This window comes from Pseudomonas sp. GW821-FHT01C01, assembly GCF_059422645.1.
Window position 1 is genome coordinate 32,995 of record NZ_JBWKXF010000022.1, and the last position, 20,682, is coordinate 53,676.

General features: G+C 58.5%; 22 protein-coding genes. 5 read left to right on the forward strand and 17 right to left on the reverse strand.

The genetic code is table 11. The features are described 5' to 3' along the window. Positions 1-161: 161 nt before the first annotated feature. Positions 162-584, forward strand: coding sequence for a quorum-sensing-regulated virulence factor family protein (locus AC07XF_RS15345; protein WP_007990204.1), 423 nt, complete (start codon positions 162-164; stop codon positions 582-584). Here the strand turns inward: AC07XF_RS15345 and AC07XF_RS15350 are convergent, their stop codons facing one another. Next, a complete protein-coding gene (locus AC07XF_RS15350; protein ID WP_085715629.1) occupies positions 585-779 on the reverse strand; it encodes a hypothetical protein in 195 nt (64 codons plus the stop codon). A gap of 481 nt (positions 780-1,260) precedes the next feature. Between AC07XF_RS15350 and AC07XF_RS15355 the strand changes: the two genes are divergently transcribed. Further along, positions 1,261-2,379, forward strand: coding sequence for an LOG family protein (locus AC07XF_RS15355; protein WP_495027150.1), 1,119 nt, complete (start codon positions 1,261-1,263; stop codon positions 2,377-2,379). Positions 2,380-2,425: 46 nt separating this feature from the next. Here AC07XF_RS15355 and recX read toward each other — a convergent pair whose 3' ends face one another. The 5 genes from recX to AC07XF_RS15380 form a co-directional block, all read right to left on the reverse strand. Next, entirely contained in the window at positions 2,426-2,893 is a 468-nt protein-coding gene (gene recX / locus AC07XF_RS15360; protein WP_495027151.1) for a recombination regulator RecX, read from the reverse strand. Between the two features lie 8 nt (positions 2,894-2,901). Then, entirely contained in the window at positions 2,902-3,960 is a 1,059-nt protein-coding gene (gene recA, locus AC07XF_RS15365; protein ID WP_007996915.1) for a recombinase RecA, read from the reverse strand. Between the two features lie 83 nt (positions 3,961-4,043). Continuing rightward, positions 4,044-4,544, reverse strand: coding sequence for a CinA family protein (locus tag AC07XF_RS15370; protein WP_007971146.1), 501 nt, complete (start codon positions 4,542-4,544; stop codon positions 4,044-4,046). A gap of 117 nt (positions 4,545-4,661) precedes the next feature. Further along, on the reverse strand, positions 4,662-5,003 hold the full coding sequence (locus AC07XF_RS15375; RefSeq protein ID WP_495027152.1) for a phage holin family protein: 342 nt from the start codon (positions 5,001-5,003) through the stop codon (positions 4,662-4,664). A 172-nt stretch (positions 5,004-5,175) separates the two neighbouring features. Continuing rightward, on the reverse strand, positions 5,176-5,910 hold the full coding sequence (locus AC07XF_RS15380; RefSeq protein WP_495027153.1) for a LexA family transcriptional regulator: 735 nt from the start codon (positions 5,908-5,910) through the stop codon (positions 5,176-5,178). 209 nt (positions 5,911-6,119) lie between these two features. On the opposite strand from AC07XF_RS15380, the gene mutS reads away from it, so the two are divergent. After that, entirely contained in the window at positions 6,120-8,699 is a 2,580-nt protein-coding gene (mutS, locus tag AC07XF_RS15385; RefSeq protein ID WP_495027154.1) for a DNA mismatch repair protein MutS, read from the forward strand. A gap of 142 nt (positions 8,700-8,841) precedes the next feature. Further along, positions 8,842-9,165 carry a ferredoxin FdxA gene (fdxA, locus tag AC07XF_RS15390; protein ID WP_495027155.1) on the forward strand — a complete coding sequence of 108 codons (324 nt, stop codon included), beginning with the start codon at positions 8,842-8,844 and terminating at the stop codon, positions 9,163-9,165. 608 nt (positions 9,166-9,773) lie between these two features. Here fdxA and rpoS read toward each other — a convergent pair. The 8 genes from rpoS to AC07XF_RS15430 form a co-directional block, all read right to left on the reverse strand. Beyond that, the gene (gene rpoS, locus AC07XF_RS15395) at positions 9,774-10,781 is read right to left on the reverse strand and encodes an RNA polymerase sigma factor RpoS (RefSeq protein ID WP_007990225.1); all 1,008 of its coding nucleotides are present in this window, start codon (positions 10,779-10,781) and stop codon (positions 9,774-9,776) included. A gap of 105 nt (positions 10,782-10,886) precedes the next feature. Beyond that, on the reverse strand, positions 10,887-11,744 hold the full coding sequence (locus AC07XF_RS15400; RefSeq protein ID WP_495027156.1) for a peptidoglycan DD-metalloendopeptidase family protein: 858 nt from the start codon (positions 11,742-11,744) through the stop codon (positions 10,887-10,889). Between the two features lie 211 nt (positions 11,745-11,955). After that, the gene (locus AC07XF_RS15405; RefSeq protein WP_172435346.1) at positions 11,956-12,591 is read right to left on the reverse strand and encodes a protein-L-isoaspartate(D-aspartate) O-methyltransferase; all 636 of its coding nucleotides are present in this window, start codon (positions 12,589-12,591) and stop codon (positions 11,956-11,958) included. A gap of 41 nt (positions 12,592-12,632) precedes the next feature. After that, a complete protein-coding gene (surE, locus tag AC07XF_RS15410) occupies positions 12,633-13,382 on the reverse strand; it encodes a 5'/3'-nucleotidase SurE (RefSeq protein WP_495027157.1) in 750 nt (249 codons plus the stop codon). After that, positions 13,370-14,428 (reverse strand): tRNA pseudouridine(13) synthase TruD, encoded by a 1,059-nt coding sequence (gene truD / locus AC07XF_RS15415; RefSeq protein ID WP_495027158.1) that lies wholly within the window; start codon positions 14,426-14,428, stop codon positions 13,370-13,372. Before truD ends, surE begins: the two co-directional genes overlap by 13 nt. Continuing rightward, positions 14,425-14,898 carry a 2-C-methyl-D-erythritol 2,4-cyclodiphosphate synthase gene (gene ispF, locus AC07XF_RS15420; protein ID WP_007970721.1) on the reverse strand — a complete coding sequence of 158 codons (474 nt, stop codon included), beginning with the start codon at positions 14,896-14,898 and terminating at the stop codon, positions 14,425-14,427. The genes truD and ispF overlap by 4 nt, the downstream gene beginning before the upstream one ends. A gap of 43 nt (positions 14,899-14,941) precedes the next feature. Beyond that, positions 14,942-15,787, reverse strand: a complete 846-nt coding sequence (fghA, locus tag AC07XF_RS15425; RefSeq protein WP_495027159.1) for an S-formylglutathione hydrolase — start codon at positions 15,785-15,787, stop codon at positions 14,942-14,944. An 8-nt stretch (positions 15,788-15,795) separates the two neighbouring features. Beyond that, positions 15,796-16,908: an S-(hydroxymethyl)glutathione dehydrogenase/class III alcohol dehydrogenase gene (locus tag AC07XF_RS15430; RefSeq protein ID WP_495027160.1), complete on the reverse strand. Its 1,113-nt coding sequence runs from the start codon at positions 16,906-16,908 to the stop codon at positions 15,796-15,798. Positions 16,909-17,015: 107 nt separating this feature from the next. Here AC07XF_RS15430 and AC07XF_RS15435 point away from each other — a divergent pair, with 107 nt between their 5' ends. Then, positions 17,016-17,912: a LysR family transcriptional regulator gene (locus AC07XF_RS15435; protein ID WP_495027161.1), complete on the forward strand. Its 897-nt coding sequence runs from the start codon at positions 17,016-17,018 to the stop codon at positions 17,910-17,912. Positions 17,913-18,089: 177 nt separating this feature from the next. Here AC07XF_RS15435 and ispD read toward each other — a convergent pair whose 3' ends face one another. From ispD to eno, 3 genes are all read right to left on the reverse strand, one after another. After that, positions 18,090-18,797 (reverse strand): 2-C-methyl-D-erythritol 4-phosphate cytidylyltransferase, encoded by a 708-nt coding sequence (ispD, locus tag AC07XF_RS15440; RefSeq protein WP_495027162.1) that lies wholly within the window; start codon positions 18,795-18,797, stop codon positions 18,090-18,092. Then, positions 18,794-19,072 (reverse strand): cell division protein FtsB, encoded by a 279-nt coding sequence (gene ftsB, locus AC07XF_RS15445; RefSeq protein ID WP_007970710.1) that lies wholly within the window; start codon positions 19,070-19,072, stop codon positions 18,794-18,796. Before ftsB ends, ispD begins: the two co-directional genes overlap by 4 nt. Before the next feature lie 169 nt (positions 19,073-19,241). After that, complete coding sequence (gene eno / locus AC07XF_RS15450; RefSeq protein ID WP_008019783.1) at positions 19,242-20,531, reverse strand: phosphopyruvate hydratase; 1,290 nt, start codon at positions 20,529-20,531, stop codon at positions 19,242-19,244. Positions 20,532-20,682 lie beyond the last annotated feature (151 nt).

The window sequence follows — 20,682 nt, forward strand, 5'->3', positions numbered from 1 at the left end:
AATCGACACGAAAAACTCTCGACAGGTAAAAAGTGCCGCCAGTTTACCAGACAGCCCGGCGCAAGCCTGTACCGTCCAGCCCGCCTCCCCTATAATTCGCCGCCACTGAACGCACAGTCACGTGACGGGTCAAACCCCCATCACTGAACCAGGAGAGTTTCATGCTGCGCCTTATCGTTCCTACCGCGGCCATTTTGCTGGCGTCGTCCTTCAACGCTCAGGCTGCGTCCCTGAAAGACACGGAACTGAACAAAATGCTGCAAAACGTCGCCACCCAGAGCAGCGTCGGCACTCCACGAGCGATCAACGAAGACATACTCGATCAAGGCTACACCGTTGAAGGCAAACAGCTGATCAACCATCTGAGCGTGCAGAGCAGCCACGCCGACAAGATGCGGGCAGACCCGAAAGCCGTGTACTTCCAGTTGGGAGCTTCTGTCTGCAGAAACGAAGGTTTTCGCAAGCTGATGGCCAAGGGCGCGATCATGCGTTACGACTTCACCGAGGTGAAGACCAACCGTCCGGTCGGCTCCGCAAGCTTCCAGGAATCGGACTGCCTGCAACCGGCCAAGAAGAAAAAGTAATCACCGGGAATTGGCGCGCCGCTGTTCATCTTCGGCGCGCAATTCTGCCAACAGCGCCTGCAAGTAATGTGAACGGCGTTCGCCGCCGCGCAAACGCCGGCAGCACTCCTCTTCGAGACTCAAGTGATTGGTCTCGGCTGATGACTTCAGCAATCGATACAGTTGCGTATCGATCTCCAGAACGACTCTGGCCATGGTTCCCGCCTCCCTGCACCTCACTCATGATTGAGCGATATATCCTTAAACCGTTCGTACCGTGCGCCCTGCCGTAGACGCAAAGTTGTCGTGTGACGCCTGTAACTTAGTAAATCAGAGTGCCGCACATGCGACGTACGTTCAGACGAGCGGTGAAAGCACCTTGCAAATCGTCAATAAGCGGTTGCCAGGAAAGACTTTGTGGCGCAATGATCAAGTCAGCGCAAATTACTCTGAAGGTCTAGATTTCAGCGTATCAACGTTTACTTTTTCAGGGCTGGAAAGGGGCTGCCCGTCGCTTGTCGTGTTGTGCGAACGTTTCTTTCATCCAAGGGAAAAACAGAGCCTGTTTGGATGATCCGATGCCTTTCGGATCAAGTCGATCGCCCAGGCATGGGCTTGGGCAGACAGCGACACATGAAGTGTCGTGGCACCGACGTACGTTCTCGGGCCGAGGGTTCTGTGCAGAAGGAGAAGTTGAATGCCTTACCAACCGAATGACCTCCTGAGCCGTCATTTTGAAGAGAGCGGCCATGACCTCATCAGCAAGGTCGAAGAGCAACTCAAGCTGATTTCACCCAACAGCCCGAACATCCCGATCTACCGCGACATGATCCTGACCGTGCTACGCATGGCCCAGGAAGACCACAATCGCTGGAATGCCAAAATCACCCTGCAAGCCTTACGTGAGCTGGAACAGGCTTTCCGCGTGCTCGAACAATTCAAGGGGCGACGTAAAGTCACGGTGTTCGGCTCGGCCCGCACCCCCATGGAACATCCGCTCTACAGCATGGCCCGGGAGCTCGGCGCCGCGCTGGCGCGCTCGGATATGATGGTCATTACCGGCGCCGGTGGCGGCATCATGGCCGCGGCCCATGAAGGAGCCGGCCTGACACACAGCCTGGGTTTCAACATCACCCTGCCCTTCGAACAGCATGCCAACCCCACGGTCGACGGCACGACCAACCTGCTGCCGTTCCATTTTTTCTTCACCCGCAAACTGTTCTTCGTCAAGGAAGCCGACGCCCTTGTGCTGTGCCCAGGCGGCTTCGGTACGCTGGATGAAGCGCTGGAAGTGCTGACGCTGATCCAGACCGGCAAGAGCCCATTGGTGCCAGTAGTGCTACTGGATGCGCCGGGCGGCAAATTCTGGCAAGGCGCGCTGGACTTCATTCATCAGCAACTGGAGGAAAACGGTTACATCCTGCCCACTGACATGAAGCTGGTGAAACTGGTCTACAGCGTCGAAGAAGCGGTGGAGCACATCAACCAGTTCTACAGCAACTTCCACTCCAGTCGCTGGCTCAAGCATCAGTTCCTGATTCGCATGAATCACACACTCAACGACCGGGCACTCGAACATATGCAGGAGGCTTTCGCCGACCTGTGTCTGAGTGATCATTTCCATCAGCACGCTTACCGCGATGGAGAACACGACGAAGCCGAATTCAGCCATCTGGCGCGGCTGGTCTTCAACTTCAACGCCCGCAACCATGGCCGTCTACGCGAACTTGTGGACTACATCAACCTGCAGGAAAACTGGACGCCATCAAAACCCCAGGTACAGCAGCGTACGCGGGAGTCATCAAAGGTTACGTGAGGCATAAAAAAAACGGCCCGCTATCGAAATAGCGGGCCGTTTCAGTTCAATCGTCCATCCCCCGACCGCTGAACAGGCGGTTGATCATTTCCATGGAGTATCCCCGATACGCCAGAAACCGGCCTTGTTTGGCTCGCTCCCGGGCGTCCACCGGCAATTGCCCGGAGAACTTGCGCCGCCAGGTATCGGCCAGTTGCTCCTGCCAGTCGATACCGCTCTCACGCAGGGCGAGTTCAATGTCGATGCGCTGCAGACCGCGCTGGCTCAACTCTTCACGAATGCGTAAAGGGCCATAACCCGAACGGGCACGGTAGGAAACGAAACTTTCGAGGTAACGGGTTTCGGACAACAACCCCTCTTCCGTCAACCGGTCGAGCGCTGTTTCGATCATTTCAGGGAGGGCGCCGCGCTGACGCAGTTTACGCGTCAGCTCGACTCGACCGTGCTCGCGTCGTGCGAGCAGGTCCATTGCGGTTCGCCGCACCGCGACGAGTGTATCGAGTACGGCAGTCATCGCTTCGATCAGATATCTGCGTCAGCCAGGTCGTCTTCGGTCTCTTTGACCGCAGAAGCTTTGGCGTCTGCTACCGATGCCGGGGACAGCAGCTTGTCACGCAGTTGCTTCTCCAGCTTTGCCGCGACTTCCGGGTTGTCCGCCAGGAACTTGGCCGAGTTGGCCTTGCCCTGACCGATCTTGGTGCCTTCATAGGCATACCAGGCACCGGACTTCTCAACGAAACCGTGCAAAACACCCAGGTCGATCATCTCACCGTTGAGGTAGATGCCCTTGCCGTAAAGAATCTGGAACTCGGCCTGACGGAACGGCGAAGCCACTTTGTTCTTCACAACCTTGACGCGGGTTTCGCTACCGACGACTTCATCACCTTCTTTCACCGCACCAGTACGACGGATATCCAGACGAACCGATGCGTAGAACTTCAGTGCGTTACCACCCGTGGTGGTTTCCGGGCTGCCGAACATCACGCCGATTTTCATACGGATCTGGTTGATGAAGATCACCAGGCAGTTGGCGTTCTTGATGTTACCGGTGATTTTACGCAGCGCCTGGGACATCAGACGGGCTTGCAGGCCCACGTGCATGTCACCCATTTCGCCTTCGATTTCAGCCTTTGGCACCAGAGCGGCTACGGAGTCGACGATGATCACGTCAACCGCGTTGGAACGCACCAGCATGTCGGTGATTTCCAGGGCCTGCTCGCCGGTGTCCGGCTGGGAAACCAGCAGGTCGTCGACATTGACGCCCAGCTTGCCGGCGTACTCAGGGTCGAGGGCGTGTTCGGCGTCGACGAATGCGCAGGTCGCGCCGGCTTTTTGAGCCTGGGCGATCACGGACAAGGTCAGCGTGGTTTTACCGGAAGATTCAGGACCGTAGATTTCAACAATACGGCCTTTTGGCAGGCCGCCGATGCCGAGAGCGATGTCCAGACCCAGAGAGCCAGTGGAAATGGCCGGAATCGCCTGGCGGTCCTGATCGCCCATACGCATTACGGCACCCTTGCCGAATTGACGTTCGATCTGACCCAGGGCCGCAGCCAAGGCTTTCTTCTTGTTGTCGTCCATTAAAGTCCTCACGTAATCAATAAGGCCTGACGGCCAACACCTGTATAAGTAGCCAGTATTATTCCACAGCGTTTCCGGATCGCCTACCCCTGATTTGAGATTTCTGCCGCGGCATAGCGCAGCAGCCCCTCTAGCGCGGCCTTCACCGTTTGTCGGCGCACCTCGTCGCGGTCACCGGCGAAGTGTTGCAACTCGCTGAACACTCGCTCGCCCACGCCCCAGGCCAGCCAAACCGTCCCCACTGGCTTGCTCGGCGAACCACCGTCCGGCCCGGCTACGCCACTGACCGCCACGGAAAAATACGCGCGACTTTTTTCCTGCGCCCCCCTGGCCATCGCTTCGACCACCTCGCGACTGACCGCCCCCACCGTGGTGAACAACTCCACAGGAACATCCAGTTGCAGGTTCTTCTGCAGATTGGAATAGGTGACGTAACCGGCCTCGAACCACGCCGAGCTGCCCGGAATACGGGTGATCGCCTCGGCGATCCCGCCTCCGGTGCAGGACTCGGCCGTGGAAACGTGGGCATTGAGAATCTGCAATTGCCTGCCAAGGTCAGCGGCGAGCTGGGTGATTACTTTCACGGTCTTCTCCTGATGGGGCGGGATGGGTTAACCGTACACGAGCAGACCGCACTTGCAAGTTACAGGATCGATCAAAATGTAAAGAACCAGAGGCTCTGGAAAAGGCCTGCCGGGGAATCAATCTTCCACATCAGCGGACGGAACATGATCGATCCCCATGCGCTTGGCCACCCAACGCTCATACAACCCTAAAACGACGTCTGTCCCGGCCATTGCCGCTAAACAACCTCCCGCACAAGCCGCCCAAATGGAAACATTGGCGGCGTGCAGCAGCATGATGACCGAGGCGCCGCAGATCATGCTGGAGCCAGACCGCAAGCTCAGGCGCCGGATAAGGGGCCAGCCACGAACGCCCTCTTTATCGGCACGCCACATTTCACCGGTAACGCCACCGAGTATTGGCAGGATGATGACCAGCCAAAGAGGCATGTCCAGCAACGCATATTGCTCAGCGGTCATTTCATGCCTCCTTGAGTGAACGGTCGCACCGCGTTCTTGAATAGGTAGGCAGCAAGACTATGCACTTATGCATACTCAGTCAATGCACTGACGCATACAAAAAGACGATCCAATGTTTTCAACGCACGAAAAAAAACCGCTCGGGAAGCGGTTTTTTTTGAACGTACAGGCATTAGCGGGCGTACATGCCCCACCAGAAGACATGTCCGAGGATAACAATCGGCTCCTCCTGGATATCCTGAAAGGTGTAATCTTCGTCCGGATGCTCGTCACGATTGAAGCTGCGCAGACGGACTCCGCTCGGCAGACGATAAAGCTGTTTCACCCGAAGTTGGCCGTTGTGATTGATTGCATAAAGGTCGCCGTCAACGATATCGCCAATGCCGCATTTGCCGGCATTGACCCCGACCGTGGCGCCGTCGCGCAGCACCGGCAACATACTGTTGCCTCGCACTGTCACGCACTTGGCCTGGTCGAACTGCACGCCGTTATGGCGCAGGCTACGCTTGCCAAACCGCAGGCTAGAGCGCTCGCTTTCTTCGATGACGAATCTTCCCGATCCTGCGGCCAATTCAACCTCGCGAAGAAAGGGGACCGACACCTCGTCGTCATCGACAGGGGTATCGTCGTCCCACAGGCTTATATCCTTGAGTTCCGAATGCACAGGAGCGCGCCCGGCATTGGCGGCAGGCGCGACGTCCGCGCGACCTCGCAATTGGTCGGTGCTCACGGAGAAATACTCGGCGATCTTCGAAATATGTTTATCCGAAGGATCGACGATCTTCCCGCTGAGAATGCGCGAGAGCGTGGATTGAGGCACGCCGGTACGACGGTGAAGCTCCGTGGGGGAGATCCCGTGCTGATCGAGCAATGCCCTTAAGACGGTAGATACGTTGCGTTTTTGCATAACGCGCATAGTGCTGGTTATTTTCGCAGAAGACAAATGCCGAATTGCATAATCGATGCATAACCTGTTTTTTGCATCGTAAGGGTGTCACCCGGCCGCGATGCCTGCGTCGGGTAGAGCGCCCATGGTAACCTTGCGCCCATCGCGGAAAAGCCCGGCCGTTGCCCTGCTTTTGCCCCACCTCTTTCAACGAGCTTCCTGACAATCCGATGAATAAAGCCGTCTCCGACCTGTCCTCCCACACCCCGATGATGCAGCAGTACTGGCGCCTGAAAAACCAGCACCCGGACCAGCTGATGTTCTACCGCATGGGCGACTTCTACGAGATCTTCTATGAAGACGCGAAGAAGGCTGCGAAGTTGCTGGACATCACCCTGACCGCCCGCGGGCAGTCGGCTGGCCAGGCGATTCCGATGTGCGGGATTCCTTACCATGCCGCCGAGGGTTACCTGGCAAAACTGGTGAAGCTTGGCGAGTCGGTGGTGATCTGCGAGCAGGTCGGCGACCCGGCCACCAGCAAAGGACCGGTAGAGCGGCAGGTCGTGCGCATCATCACGCCGGGGACGGTGAGTGACGAAGCGCTGCTCGATGAGCGACGCGACAACCTGATCGCCGCCGTCCTGGGCGATGAGCGCCTGTTCGGCCTGGCGGTGCTGGATATCACCAGTGGCAACTTCAGCGTGCTGGAAATCAAGGGGTGGGAAAACCTGCTGGCGGAACTGGAGCGGGTCAATCCCGTGGAACTGCTGATCCCGGATGACTGGCCCAAGGACTTGCCGGCGGAAAAACGCCGCGGTGTGCGTCGCCGTGCGCCGTGGGATTTCGAGCGCGATTCGGCGCTCAAAAGCCTGTGCCAGCAATTCTCGACCCAGGACCTCAAAGGCTTTGGCTGCGAAAACCTGACCCTGGCCATCGGCGCCGCCGGTTGCCTGCTGGCCTACGCCAAAGAAACCCAGCGCACCGCCCTGCCCCATTTGCGCAGCTTGCGTCATGAACGCCTGGACGACACCGTGGTGCTCGATGGCGCCAGCCGTCGCAACCTGGAGCTCGACACCAACCTGGCCGGCGGCCGCGACAACACTCTGCAATCGGTGGTGGACCGTTGCCAGACCGCCATGGGCAGCCGCCTGCTGACCCGCTGGCTGAATCGCCCGTTACGCGATTTGACGGTGCTGTTGGCGCGTCAGACCTCAATCACGTGCCTGCTCGACGGTTACCGTTTCGAAAGACTGCAACCGCAGCTCAAGGAAATCGGTGACATCGAGCGGATTCTTGCGCGGATCGGCCTGCGCAATGCCCGCCCACGCGACCTCGCCCGCTTGCGTGACGCCCTCGGCGCACTGCCCGAGCTGCAAGTGGCAATGACGGAGCTCGAAGCCCCGCACCTCCAGCAACTCGCCAGCATCACCAGCACCTACCCGGAACTGGCGGCACTCCTGGAAAAAGCCATCATCGACAACCCGCCCGCGGTCATTCGTGACGGCGGCGTGCTGAAAACCGGCTATGACAGCGAACTCGACGAACTGCAGTCGCTCAGCGAAAACGCCGGACAATTCCTGATCGACCTCGAAGCACGGGAAAAGGCCCGCACCGGCCTGTCCCACCTGAAGGTCGGCTACAACCGCATCCACGGTTACTTCATCGAGCTGCCAAGCAAGCAAGCGGAGTCGGCACCGGCCGACTATATTCGCCGCCAGACGCTCAAAGGCGCCGAGCGTTTCATTACGCCGGAACTCAAGGCGTTCGAAGACAAGGCATTGTCAGCCAAGAGCCGCGCCCTGGCCCGCGAGAAGATGCTGTACGAAGCACTGCTCGAAGACCTGATTGCCCAGTTGCCACCGTTGCAGGACACCGCCGGCGCCCTGGCCGAGCTGGACGTCTTGAGCAACCTGGCCGAACGTGCGCTGAACCTTGACCTGAACTGCCCGCGCTTCGTCAGCGAACCGTGCATGCGCATCAGCCAGGGCCGCCATCCGGTGGTCGAGCAGGTGCTGACCACGCCGTTCGTGGCCAACGACCTGAGCCTGGACGACAACACGCGCATGCTGGTGATCACCGGCCCGAACATGGGCGGTAAATCCACCTACATGCGCCAGACCGCTTTGATTGTGCTCCTGGCGCACATCGGCAGCTTCGTGCCAGCGGCCAGTTGCGAATTGTCGCTGGTCGATCGCATCTTCACCCGGATCGGTTCCAGCGATGACCTGGCCGGCGGGCGCTCGACCTTCATGGTGGAGATGAGCGAAACCGCGAACATTCTGCACAACGCCACCGAGCGCAGCCTGGTACTGATGGATGAAGTCGGGCGCGGCACCAGCACATTCGACGGTCTGTCCCTGGCATGGGCGGCGGCCGAACGCCTGGCGCATCTGCGTGCCTACACGCTGTTCGCCACCCACTACTTTGAACTGACCGTCCTGCCGGAAGCCCAGCCGCTGGTGGCCAACGTGCACCTCAATGCCACCGAGCACAATGAACGCATCGTGTTCCTGCACCACGTGCTGCCCGGCCCTGCCAGCCAGAGTTATGGCCTGGCCGTTGCGCAGCTGGCAGGCGTACCGAGTGAGGTGATTACCCGTGCCCGCGAGCATTTGAGCCGCCTGGAAGACACCGCCCTGCCCCATGAGTCGCCAGCACCTGCCAAAGGTAAACCGGCTGCTCCACAGCAAAGCGACATGTTTGCCAGTCTGCCGCACCCGGTGCTGGATGAACTGGCCAAGCTCGATCTGGACGACATGACGCCACGCCGTGCTCTCGAAATGCTCTATACACTAAAGACACGGATCTAACGCAGCGGCTTGCAAGCTGTTAGAATCTCGCGCGGTTTGGGATGCTGCTGGCTAATAGCCTGACCAGCAGACTATCGCTCCCAAACCTGGCGACCCCTACGAGAAGGGGCGCAGCAAGCCGCGCCTGAGGAGAAAATTAGAAATGACCTTCGTCGTCACCGACAACTGCATCAAGTGCAAGTACACCGACTGCGTAGAAGTCTGTCCGGTGGACTGCTTTTACGAAGGCCCGAATTTCCTGGTGATTCACCCGGATGAGTGCATCGATTGCGCGCTGTGCGAACCTGAATGCCCTGCTGTGGCTATCTTCTCTGAAGATGAGGTTCCGTCCGGCATGGAAAACTTCATTGAGCTGAACGCAGAGCTGGCCGATATCTGGCCAAACATCACCGAACGCAAGGATCCGCTGCCAGATTCCGCCGAGTGGGATGGCAAGAAAGACAAGATCGAACACCTCGAACGCTGATTACCCCCGCGTTCCCTAAAAAGGCCCCACAAGGGCCTTTTTGCTTTTCTGCAGGCAAAAAAAAGGGGGCGGTTTGACCCGCCCACACTTCTTCCCTATTCCCTGTATTCCTTTTCATCGTCCTGATGAATCGCGTCCCGCAATATCCTTTTCCCTCATCCTTGAAGGACGTGTCTGTCCGTCGACACAACCTGAATACTAGAGTTTTCCTCTCCGGAATCAATCGCCCATTGGCGCGAAACCTGTCTGTCACACATCATAAATAATAAAAAATAGTTATATAAATCATAAAGATAAATGCATACAACATTCGGCATAGACGACTGTCAGGGTGTAAAAATAACGAACACTTACGCAAGAGTAAGCCGAGGCTTACAACACGAAACCAAAATCCCGAGCTAACGCGAAATAGACCTGCCAGACAAAACACCACCCTGTGGGAGCGGGCTTGCTCGCGAAGAGGCCATCACATTCAGCATCAATGTTGCCGGTTAGACCGCCTTCGCGAGCAAGCCCGCTCCCACACTGGATCGGAGTAAATCCTTTGAATCGCAACCAAAAAAAACCCCGAGCAGGTCGGGGTTTCTTATGCCATCGCAGTGAGTGCCTTATTGGAACAGCGACTCGCTCGACAGACCATTTTTTTCCAGGATCTCGCGCAGCCGCTTCAAGCCTTCCACCTGAATCTGTCTGACCCGCTCCCGGGTCAGGCCGATTTCCAGGCCTACGTCTTCAAGGGTACTGCTTTCATGGCCGCGCAGACCGAAGCGGCGTACAACCACTTCGCGTTGCTTGTCGGTCAATTCCGAGAGCCATTGATCGATGCTCTGGGACAGGTCGTCGTCCTGCAACAGTTCGCATGGATCGGTTGGGCGGTCGTCAGTCAGGGTATCCAGCAGGGTTTTATCCGAATCCGGACCCAGCGAGACGTCGACCGAAGAAACCCGCTCGTTAAGGCCGAGCATACGCTTGACCTCTCCTACCGGTTTTTCCAGCAGGTTGGCGATTTCTTCGGGAGAGGGTTCATGGTCGAGTTTTTGCGTCAGCTCCCGCGCGGCCCGCAGGTACACGTTCAGCTCTTTGACCACATGAATCGGCAACCGGATGGTCCGGGTCTGATTCATGATTGCGCGTTCGATGGTCTGGCGAATCCACCAGGTCGCGTAGGTCGAAAAGCGGAAACCGCGTTCCGGATCGAACTTCTCCACCGCCCGGATCAAGCCGAGGTTGCCCTCTTCGATCAAGTCCAGCAGCGACAGCCCACGATTGACGTAGCGTCGGGCGATTTTCACCACCAGCCGCAGGTTGCTTTCAATCATGCGCTTGCGCCCGGCCGGATCGCCACTTTGCGACAGGCGCGCAAAATGAACTTCTTCTTCGGGTGAAAGGAGGGGAGAGAAACCAATTTCATTGAGATACAGCTGCGTGGCATCAAGTGCCCGCGTGTAGTCAATGTACTTGTGCTGTTTCAACGATGCGGAGTGTTTGGATTTGGCACGAACGGAAGGTGGAGCCGCCCCTTCATCATTCGACATCGAATCCGTATCGATGCTGCTCTCCATCAGGAGAACCTCATCGTCGATGTCAAACTCCGGCACTTCTTTACTGAGAGCCATTGTTATAGTCCTTTGGTGAGTTCGACCTCAAGCTCAAGCGGCGCCTTTATCCCTGGCAACGCTGGAGCCTGTCCCCTCTACGAGACGGAACAGGCTGGTAAGCGATCAACGACGTGGCAGGAATTGCAGCGGATCTACAGGTTTACCTTGGCGGCGAATCTCAAAATGCAGTTTCACCCGGTCTGTACCCGTTGACCCCATTTCGGCAATTGACTGTCCAACCTTGACCTGCTGCCCCTCCCGAACCAACAGCCTGCGGTTATGTCCGTAGGCACTTACGTAGGTTTCGCTGTGTTTGATGATTACCAATTCGCCGTAGCCCCTTAAGCCACTCCCGGCGTATACCACCGTCCCATCAGACGCAGCTAAAACAGGCTGTCCCAAATCTCCGGCGATATCAATTCCTTTATTCAAACTACCGTTTGAAGAGAATTTCCCGATCAGAATGCCATTAGATGGCCATCCCCAGCCGGTCGGGGCTGGCCCGGGAGGGGGCAACGGAGCGGGTGCCGGCTTGTTCGCGACGGACGGTACAACCGTCGTTGTGCTGGTGGTCGCACCGTTTACCGGACGACGAATGACCGTGGTTTTACTCGAAGACGAAGGTGTTGAACTGGACGAACTGACCACCGCCGTCGACGTTGAATCGGTACGACCATCAAAGCGAATCGTCTGACCCGGATGGATGGTGTAAGGCGCAGCAATATTGTTACGTGCCGCCAGGGCCTTGTAGTCCCAGCCGTAACGGAAGGCGATGGAGAACAGCGTGTCCTTGGGGCGAACGACGTATTGCCCCGTGGTCACGGCCGGACGCTGGGCCGCAGCATTGTTGCGGTCCAGGACACGCACATCACTGGATTTGTTGCTGGAACAACCGACCAGCAAGGTGCTCAAGACAAGGCCAGTCACCAGGCGCTGAAAGCTCGTTTTACTCATACGCTGCGCAATGACTGTGAGACTCACCCGCCGCTCCCTTTGTGGTGGCTGAAAATGTGAAATACCGGAGTCCGGCATGAACTGTCGCAAGTATAACGGGCCGTGCACGCTTTACCTTTAATGCGGCGAATCGGTGTCGCGCACACGTTTGCTGTCTGACGATGAATCCCGTTCAACTGAACGATGCCGCTGTAAGACAAAGGCAATCGAAGAGAATTCAGCGTGTCGGAACAAATGCTCAGGCCAGTGGCCCATTGAGCAATGGCACGAAGCGTACAGCCCCCAGAACATGCCTGGAAAAGCCTTGCTCCTCGCGAATGATCAGCATCAATTGCTGGACTTCGCCGGCCCCGACCGGGATCACCATTCGCCCTCCCGGTGCCAACTGATCAAGCAATGCCTGGGGCACATCGGTCGCCACTGCAGTGACGATAATCCCGTTGTACGGCGCCAGTGCCGGCCAGCCCTCCCAACCATCGCCCCAGCGGAACACCACGTTGCGCAGGTTCAGTTCAACCAGGCGCTCCTTTGCCCGATCCTGCAGAACCTTGATGCGCTCGACCGAGAACACACGCTCGACCAGTTGCGACAGGACCGCCGTCTGATAGCCCGACCCGGTGCCGATCTCCAGCACCTTGTCGAGGGGACCGGCCTCCAGCAGCAGCTCGCTCATGCGCGCCACCATATAAGGCTGGGAGATGGTCTGGTTGTTACCGATCGGCAGCGCCGTGTCTTCATAGGCACGGTGCGCCAGCGCTTCGTCGACGAACAGGTGACGCGGGGTCCGGCGAATGACCTCCAGCACCCTGGCGTTGGAGATGCCTTCTTCATACAGGCGCTGGATGAGCCGCTCCCGGGTTCGCTGGGAGGTCATGCCGATGCCGCGACGCAGCATATCGTCTTGTTCGCGACTCATCAGCGCAGTCCCTCCAGCCAGCCGTCCAGACTTCTGAAGGCATCATTGAACGTGCGATCGAGTTGCAACGGCGTGATTGAAACATAACCCTGCATCACCGCATGGAAATCGGTACCCGGGCCACCGTCTTCGGCATCCCCGGCCGCCGCGATCCAGTAACCGGACTTGCCCCGCGGATCCACCACTTTCATCGGTGCCGCGGCACGGGCGCGATGGCCCAGGCGAGTCAACTGGATACCGCGGATACGGTCCAGCGGCAAATTGGGAATGTTCACGTTCAGTACCGTACGCGGTGGCAGTTCCAGGTCAGCATGGGCTTCGACCAGTTTGCGCGCGAAATAGGCAGCAGTGGGTAGGTTCTCTACTTGTCGTGAGACCAACGAAAAGGCAAACGAAGGGTGTTTCAGGAAACGCCCCTCAAGAGCCGCCGCCACCGTACCGGAATACAGGACATCGTCCCCCAGGTTTGCGCCCAGGTTGATACCGGAAACCACCATGTCCGCTTCGCGCTCCAGCAGGCCGTTGAGGCCCAGGTGCACGCAATCGGTTGGCGTGCCATTGAGGCTGATAAAGCCGTTGGCCAGGGTTTGCGGGTGCAACGGACGATCGAGCGTCAGCGAACTGCTGGCGCCGCTTTTGTCCTGGTCCGGGGCGATAACCACGCATTCGGTGTAATCCGCCAGCGCAGCATAAAGCGCGGCGAGACCGGGTGCGGTTACCCCATCGTCGTTAGAAATCAGAATACGCATGGGCTGTCCGTCTGCCCCACCGGCACCAGATCAACAAGTTCACGCACCAATACGGTGGCGAAACATCCGGCCGGCAGGACGAATTCCAGTTGCAGAATGTCAGGCTCGGGATAATGCCACGTCAACCCGCCAATGGGCAGCCGCAGGATGCGACGTTCGTGGCTCATACCGGCATTGATCAACCAATCACGCAAATCCGCTTCGCGTGCGGCGATGGCCTGCTCCAGTTCATGGACAACGCCCGTGGCCGGCGAGTCACCTTCGCCCCACTGCGGACCGGTCGGGTGCAGATCGAGAATCGCCAGGCGCGGGTCGCTGCACTCAGCCTCACCTGCCGGGAAAAAGCTGCGGCTGTCGGTGAACGCCAGCAGATCGCCCACCTGGGCACGCTGCCAGGTGCCATCGGCGACACGCGCGGCCAACACCTGATTGAACAGAAAACTGCGCGCCGTGGAGAGCAGCCGCGAGCGCACGTTGCGCTGCTCCGGCAAGGCCTTGCGTGCGGCCCAGGTGCGAGCATCGACCACGTTACCGCCATCATGGCCGAAACGCTGAGCACCGAAATAATTGGGGATGCCTTGTTTGGCGATCAGTTGCAGACGCTCTTCAAGCGCAGACTTGTCGCCGGCGAATTGAGTCAGGCGCAACGTAAAACCATTGGCCGAGTGCGCGCCGCGTTGCAGTTTGCGTTTGTGGCGGACGGTCTTGAGGATCTTCAGCGTATCGTTTTCCGCGGCCGACAGATCAGGATCGGCCTTGCCCGGCAATTGCACGCTGAACCACTGGCGAGTCAACGCCTGACGGTCCTTGAGCCCGGCATAACTGACGGTGCGCAGTGGCACACCCGCAGCCTTGGCAATCCGCCTCGCAGCTTCTTCAGTATTCAGGCCGCGCTTTTCCACCCAGATCCACAGGTGTTCGCCTTCGCCACTCAGGGGAATGTCGAGCACTTCGTCAACCTGGAAATCTTCCGCGATCGCTTTCAGGACCGCTGTGCCGAGGGCCTCACCGTAAGCCCGCGGGCCGAGCAATTGCAGTTCGTTCATGCGCGCAGCAACAAGGCAACGGAATGCACGGCAATGCCTTCTTCGCGACCGACAAAGCCGAGCTTTTCGGTGGTGGTAGCTTTCACGTTCACTTGATCCAACTCTACTTGAAGATCCGCGGCAATCAGCGCGCGCATCGATTCGATATGCGGGGCCATTTTCGGCGCCTGGGCGACGATGGTGTTATCGACATTGCCGACTTTCCAGCCTTTGGCATGGACCAGTGCGACGACGTGACGCAACAGCGCGCGGCTGTCGGCGCCCTTGAATTGCGGGTCGGTATCCGGGAAATGCTTGCCGATGTCTCCCAGCGCCGCTGCGCCGAGCAAGGCATCGCTCAAGGCGTGCAAGAGGACGTCACCGTCAGAGTGCGCGAGCAACCCGAAGCTGTGTGCAATGCGCACGCCGCCCAGAGTGATGAAATCGCCTTCAGCGAAACGGTGCACATCATAGCCGTGGCCAATACGCATAAAAAAACGCCCCGATGTTTGTCAGGGCGTGATTCTACCTGCATTAGCCAACCAGAGCATGCGCGTGATGCCGCAAGTGCTCATCGATGAAACTGGCGATGAAGAAATAGCTGTGGTCATAGCCGGGCTGCAGGCGCAACGTCAGCGGGTGACCGGCCAGTTTGGTCGCCTGTTGCAAGGCTTCCGGCTTGAGTTGATTGGCGAGAAAATCGTCGCGATCTCCTTGATCGACCAGCAACGGCAGCTTTTCATCAGCCTCGGCAATCAATGCACAGGCATCCCATTCGCGCCATTTCGAACGGTCTTCTCCCAGATAGCGGGAAAAGGCTTTCTGCCCCCACGGGCAATCCATCGGATTGTTGATTGGCGAGAACGCCGACACCGACAGATAACGCCCCGGATTGCGCAAAGCGCAGACCAGCGCGCCGTGGCCACCCATGGAATGGCCGCTGATGCCGCGTCTGTCCGACGCTGGGAAATGGGCTTCGACCAATGCCGGCAATTCCTGCACGACATAGTCATGCATCCGATAGTGTCGCGACCACGGTTCCTGGGTGGCATTCAGGTAAAAACCGGCGCCGAGGCCGAAGTCCCAGGCGCCATCCGGATCCCCCGGCACGTCAGGACCGCGAGGACTGGTGTCCGGCGCGACGATGATCAGCCCCAACTCGGCGGCCATGCGCATGGCGCCGGCCTTCTGCATGAAATTCTCGTCGGTGCAGGTCAGGCCGGACAACCAGTACAACACCGGCAGCTTGCCGCCCTGCTCCGCCTGTGGCGGCAGGTAGACGGCGAACACCATGTCACAACCGAGCACTTCCGAGCGATGGCGATAGCGTTTGTGCCAGCCGCCGAAGCTTTTCTGGCAGGAAATGTTTTCCAGGCTCATGTCCGACCTCAGAAATGGATGACGGAACGGATGCTTTTTCCTTCATGCATCAGGTCAAACGCCTTGTTGATATCTTCCAGGCCCATGGTGTGGGTGATGAAGGTATCCAGCGGAATCTCGCCGGTCTCGGCCATTTCCACATAGCTCGGCAACTCGGTGCGGCCACGTACGCCACCGAACGCCGAACCACGCCAGACGCGGCCGGTGACCAACTGGAACGGACGGGTGGAGATTTCCTGACCAGCACCGGCAACACCGATGATGACCGACTCGCCCCAACCCTTGTGGCAGCACTCCAGCGCTGCACGCATCAGTTGCACGTTGCCGATGCACTCGAAGGAAAAGTCGACACCGCCATCGGTCATGTCGACGATGACTTCCTGGATCGGGCGTTCGAAGTCTTTCGGGTTCACGCAGTCGGTTGCACCCAGTTGCTTGGCAATCTCGAACTTCGCCGGATTGATGTCGATGGCAATGATCCGCGCAGCCTTGGCTTTCACGGCGCCGATGACAGCGGACAAACCAATGCCGCCGAGGCCGAAAATGGCCACGGTATCACCCGGCTTCACCTTGGCGGTATTGAGCACTGCACCGATGCCCGTGGTGACACCGCAGCCCAACAGGCAGACTTTTTCCAGTGGCGCTTCCTTGGCGATTTTCGCCACGGAGATTTCCGGAAGCACGGTGTACTCGGAGAACGTCGAAGTCCCCATGTAGTGGAAAATCGGCTGGCCCTTGTAGGAAAAACGAGTCGTGCCGTCCGGCATCAGACCTTTGCCCTGGGTCGCGCGAATCGCCTGGCAGAGGTTGGTTTTGCCTGACAGACAGAATTTGCACTGGCGGCATTCCGGGGTGTACAGCGGGATCACATGGTCGCCCACCGCAACGGAGGTCACGCCCTCACCGATCGCCTCGACAATCGCCCCGCCTTCGTGACCGAGGATCGACGGGAAGATACCTTCCGGGTCCGCACCGGACAGGGTGTAGGCATCGGTATGGCAGACACCGGAGGCCACCACGCGCAGCAACACTTCGCCGGCCTTGGGCATGGCGACATCGACTTCAACGATCTCCAGAGGTTTCTTGGCCTCGAAGGCAACGGCGGCGCGCGACTTGATCATGGGATTCTCCAGTGAATAAAAACGAGTCAGGGGAGTGTAATACACAGCCGCAAGATGAATAATCGAGACAAATGCAAAATATTATTGCCACACAGGGATAATCCCCAATGTCCGAAAACCGCTGGGAAGGCATAGACGAATTCGTCGCCGTCGCCGAATGCAGCCAGTTCACCGCTGCTGCGGAGCGCCTGGGCGTTTCCTCCTCCCACGTCAGCCGACAAATCGTCCGCCTTGAAGAGCGCCTGCAAACCCGCCTGCTTTATCGCAGTACCCGCCGGGTCACGCTGACCGAAGCCGGGCAAACCTTCCTGCAACATTGTCAGCGCTTGCAGGATGGGCGGGAAGAAGCATTGCGAGCGGTCGGCGACTTGACCAGCGAACCCAAGGGCATGCTGCGCATGACCTGCGCCGTGGCATATGGCGAGCGCTTTATCGTGCCGCTGGTGACACGTTTCATGGGGCTGTATCCGCAATTGCGCATCGATATCGAACTAACCAACCGGCAACTCGACCTGGTGCACGACGGCCTCGATCTGGCAATTCGCCTCGGGCGTTTGCAGGACTCACGATTGGTGGCCACCCGCCTTGCACCACGAAGGATGTTTCTCTGCGCCTCGCCTTCTTACCTTGAGCGCTACGGTCGCCCACACAGCCTGTCAGAACTCAGTCGTCACAACTGCCTCATCGGCAGCTCGGACCTCTGGCAACTGGAACAGAACGGGCGGGAGTTTTCGCAAAGGGTGCAGGGAAACTGGCGCTGCAACAGTGGACAAGCGGTGCTGGATGCCGCGCTACAAGGCGTAGGACTGTGTCAGTTGCCGGACTATTACGTGCTGGAACATTTGCATAGCGGCGCGTTGATTTCGTTGCTGGAGGCGCATCAACCGCCGAACACAGCGGTTTGGGCGCTGTATCCGCAGCAACGGCATTTGTCGCCGAAGGTGCGCAAGTTGGTGGATTACTTGAAGGAGGGGTTGGCTGAGAGGCCGGAGTATCGGGGTTAGAACCACCAGTGTTTCTCAGTGACAGATTGGCTGACTGAAACGGCGCTTTCGCGAGCAAGCCCGCTCCCACAGGGGAACAGTCTTGCTCACAAAAATTGCGGGCAACACCGATCAAATGTGGGAGCGGGCTTGCTCGCGAAAGGCGCGACGCGGTCTCAAAGTTGATTGCCGCACAACTTAGCGGCGATTGGCCCAACGCTGACGCAACCACTCAAGGTCTTCGGGACGCGTAACCTTGAGGTTATCGGATCGCCCTTCGATCAGGCGTGGTGCCGAACCGGCCCACTCCATCGCCGAAGCTTCGTCGGTAATAACGGCATCGGCCACCAGACTGTCCGCCAAAGCCCGATGCAACGCCCCAAGTCGGAACATCTGCGGCGTGTAGGCTTGCCAGATCACACTGCGATCCACGGTTTCGACCACCCGACCCTGCTTGTCGACCCGTTTGAGCGTATCCCGTGCCGGCACCGCCAGCAGCCCGCCGACAGGATCGTCAGCCAACTCGGCCAGCAACTTGTCCAGATCGTCACGACTGAGATTCGGCCGCGCGGCATCGTGGACCAACACCCAATCCTCATTGTCGGCACCCTGCGCGTGCAAGTGCAGCAACGCATTGAGCACCGACCCCGAACGCTCGGCGCCGCCCTCGACCCGCGCAATACGCGGATCACTGGCACACGCCAGGTTCGGCCAATAAGGATCGTCAAGTGCAACACTGACCACCAGGCCCTTCAGGCCAGGGTGATCAAGGAAACAGCCAAGGCTGTGTTCGAGAATAGTGCGCCCGCCCAGTTGCAAGTATTGCTTGGGACGGTCCGCGGCCATACGGGCACCGACGCCCGCGGCAGGAATCACGGCCCAGAAGGCCGGTAACGTCGGGTTCATTGCGCCAACTGGTAAAGGGTTTCACCGTCCTTGACCATGCCCAACTCATGGCGAGCCCGTTCTTCAACGGTCTCCATGCCCTTTTTCAACTCACTGACTTCGGCGTCCATTACCCGGTTGCGCTCCAGCAATGCCTGGTTCTCAGCTTGCTGATCCGCAATCTGCTGCGTCAACTCGGCCACTTGCGCCAGACTGCCATTTCCCACCCACAGGCGGTACTGCAGGCCAGCCAGCAACAAAAGCAGAATGAGGAACAACCAATTGGGACTGCGCATCGAATATCAGGTATCCAGTGAAAAAAGACAGCCATGCCAAACGTGAAGCTTCTGATAGCACGAAGCCTGGAAGAACCAGGCTTGTGCTTATAAGGCATCAGATTAGTGGCAAAAACGTCGCTGTAGCGATTTTTCCGACACAATCCGCTGACTTTTTACCATTTAACAATCAGCCGCGGAACTCGCCGCGACCGTTGTACTTGGCTTTGCCGTTCAACTGCTCTTCGATACGCAGCAGTTGGTTGTACTTGGAAACGCGGTCGGAACGGCACAGGGAACCGGTCTTGATCTGGCCAGCCGAGGTGCCCACGGCCAGGTCGGCAATGGTCGAATCTTCAGTTTCGCCAGAGCGGTGCGAGATCACGGCAGTGTAACCAGCAGCCTTGGCCATCTGGATGGCTTCCAGGGTTTCGGTCAGGGTGCCGATCTGGTTGAACTTGATCAGGATCGAGTTGGCGATCTTTTTGTCGATGCCTTCTTTCAGGATCTTGGTGTTGGTTACGAACAGGTCGTCGCCTACCAGTTGGGTCTTCTCGCCGATCTTGTCAGTGAGGATCTTCCAGCCAGCCCAGTCGGACTCGTCCAGGCCATCTTCGATGGAGATGATCGGGTAACGCTCGGTCAGGCCTTTGAGGTAGTCAGCGAAACCTTCGGCAGTGAACACCTGGCCCTCGCCGGACAGGTTGTACTTGCCGTCTTCGTAGAATTCGCTCGCGGCGCAGTCCAGCGCCAGGGTCACGTCAGTGCCCAGCTTGTAACCGGCGTTGGCCACGGCTTCGGAGATCACTTTCAAAGCGTCTTCGTTGGAAGCCAGGTTTGGCGCAAAACCACCTTCGTCACCGACGGCAGTGCTCAGGCCACGGGCCTTCAGCACGGCTTTGAGGTGGTGGAAAATCTCGGTGCCCATGCGCAGACCTTCCGAGAAAGACTTGGCGCCAACTGGCTGAACCATGAATTCCTGGATGTCGACGTTGTTATCGGCGTGCTCGCCGCCGTTGATGATGTTCATCATCGGAACCGGCATCGAGTAAACACCCGGGGTGCCGTTCAGGTTGGCGATGTGAGCGTACAGCGGCAGGTCCTGGTCCTGTGCTGCTGCCTTGGCCGCGGCCAGGGAAACGGCGAGGATCGCGTTGGCGCCCAGGGAACCTTTGTTTTCAGTACCGTCGAGCTTGATCATTGCCAGATCGAGCGCTTTCTGGTCGCTTGGGTCCATGCCTTTCAACAGGTCGCGGATCGGACCGTTGATGTTGGCGACGGCCTTGAGGACGCCCTTGCCCAGGTAACGGCTCTTGTCGCCATCACGCAGCTCGAGCGCTTCACGCGAGCCAGTGGAAGCACCGGACGGCGCACAGGCACTGCCGATGATGCCGTTGTCGAGAAGCACGTCCGCTTCCACGGTGGGATTGCCACGGGAGTCGAGAACTTCACGACCTTTGATGTCGACGATTTTAGCCATTGTTGTAAACACTCCAAAGTTGACGAAAAAGCTGTGTACCGCTCGTTTTATAACTTGTGGATCAAATTGCTTTTTGTAGGAGCTGGCTTGCCAGCGAATGGGCCCGCGAGTTTGCGAAGGTCTTGAGGACGCCTTCGCTGGCAAGCCAGCT

Coding starts and splice junctions, on each gene's coding strand:
- AC07XF_RS15345 (WP_007990204.1), top strand. CDS start 162: ATGCTGCGCCTTATCGTTCCTACCGCGGCCATTTTGCTGGCGTCGTCC.
- AC07XF_RS15350 (WP_085715629.1), bottom strand. CDS start 779: ATGGCCAGAGTCGTTCTGGAGATCGATACGCAACTGTATCGATTGCTG.
- AC07XF_RS15355 (WP_495027150.1), top strand. CDS start 1,261: ATGCCTTACCAACCGAATGACCTCCTGAGCCGTCATTTTGAAGAGAGC.
- recX (WP_495027151.1), bottom strand. CDS start 2,893: ATGACTGCCGTACTCGATACACTCGTCGCGGTGCGGCGAACCGCAATG.
- recA (WP_007996915.1), bottom strand. CDS start 3,960: ATGGACGACAACAAGAAGAAAGCCTTGGCTGCGGCCCTGGGTCAGATC.
- AC07XF_RS15375 (WP_495027152.1), bottom strand. CDS start 5,003: ATGACCGCTGAGCAATATGCGTTGCTGGACATGCCTCTTTGGCTGGTC.
- AC07XF_RS15380 (WP_495027153.1), bottom strand. CDS start 5,910: ATGCAAAAACGCAACGTATCTACCGTCTTAAGGGCATTGCTCGATCAG.
- mutS (WP_495027154.1), top strand. CDS start 6,120: ATGAATAAAGCCGTCTCCGACCTGTCCTCCCACACCCCGATGATGCAG.
- fdxA (WP_495027155.1), top strand. CDS start 8,842: ATGACCTTCGTCGTCACCGACAACTGCATCAAGTGCAAGTACACCGAC.
- rpoS (WP_007990225.1), bottom strand. CDS start 10,781: ATGGCTCTCAGTAAAGAAGTGCCGGAGTTTGACATCGACGATGAGGTT.
- AC07XF_RS15405 (WP_172435346.1), bottom strand. CDS start 12,591: ATGACCTCCCAGCGAACCCGGGAGCGGCTCATCCAGCGCCTGTATGAA.
- surE (WP_495027157.1), bottom strand. CDS start 13,382: ATGCGTATTCTGATTTCTAACGACGATGGGGTAACCGCACCCGGTCTC.
- truD (WP_495027158.1), bottom strand. CDS start 14,428: ATGAACGAACTGCAATTGCTCGGCCCGCGGGCTTACGGTGAGGCCCTC.
- ispF (WP_007970721.1), bottom strand. CDS start 14,898: ATGCGTATTGGCCACGGCTATGATGTGCACCGTTTCGCTGAAGGCGAT.
- fghA (WP_495027159.1), bottom strand. CDS start 15,787: ATGAGCCTGGAAAACATTTCCTGCCAGAAAAGCTTCGGCGGCTGGCAC.
- AC07XF_RS15430 (WP_495027160.1), bottom strand. CDS start 16,908: ATGATCAAGTCGCGCGCCGCCGTTGCCTTCGAGGCCAAGAAACCTCTG.
- AC07XF_RS15435 (WP_495027161.1), top strand. CDS start 17,016: ATGTCCGAAAACCGCTGGGAAGGCATAGACGAATTCGTCGCCGTCGCC.
- ispD (WP_495027162.1), bottom strand. CDS start 18,797: ATGAACCCGACGTTACCGGCCTTCTGGGCCGTGATTCCTGCCGCGGGC.
- ftsB (WP_007970710.1), bottom strand. CDS start 19,072: ATGCGCAGTCCCAATTGGTTGTTCCTCATTCTGCTTTTGTTGCTGGCT.
- eno (WP_008019783.1), bottom strand. CDS start 20,531: ATGGCTAAAATCGTCGACATCAAAGGTCGTGAAGTTCTCGACTCCCGT.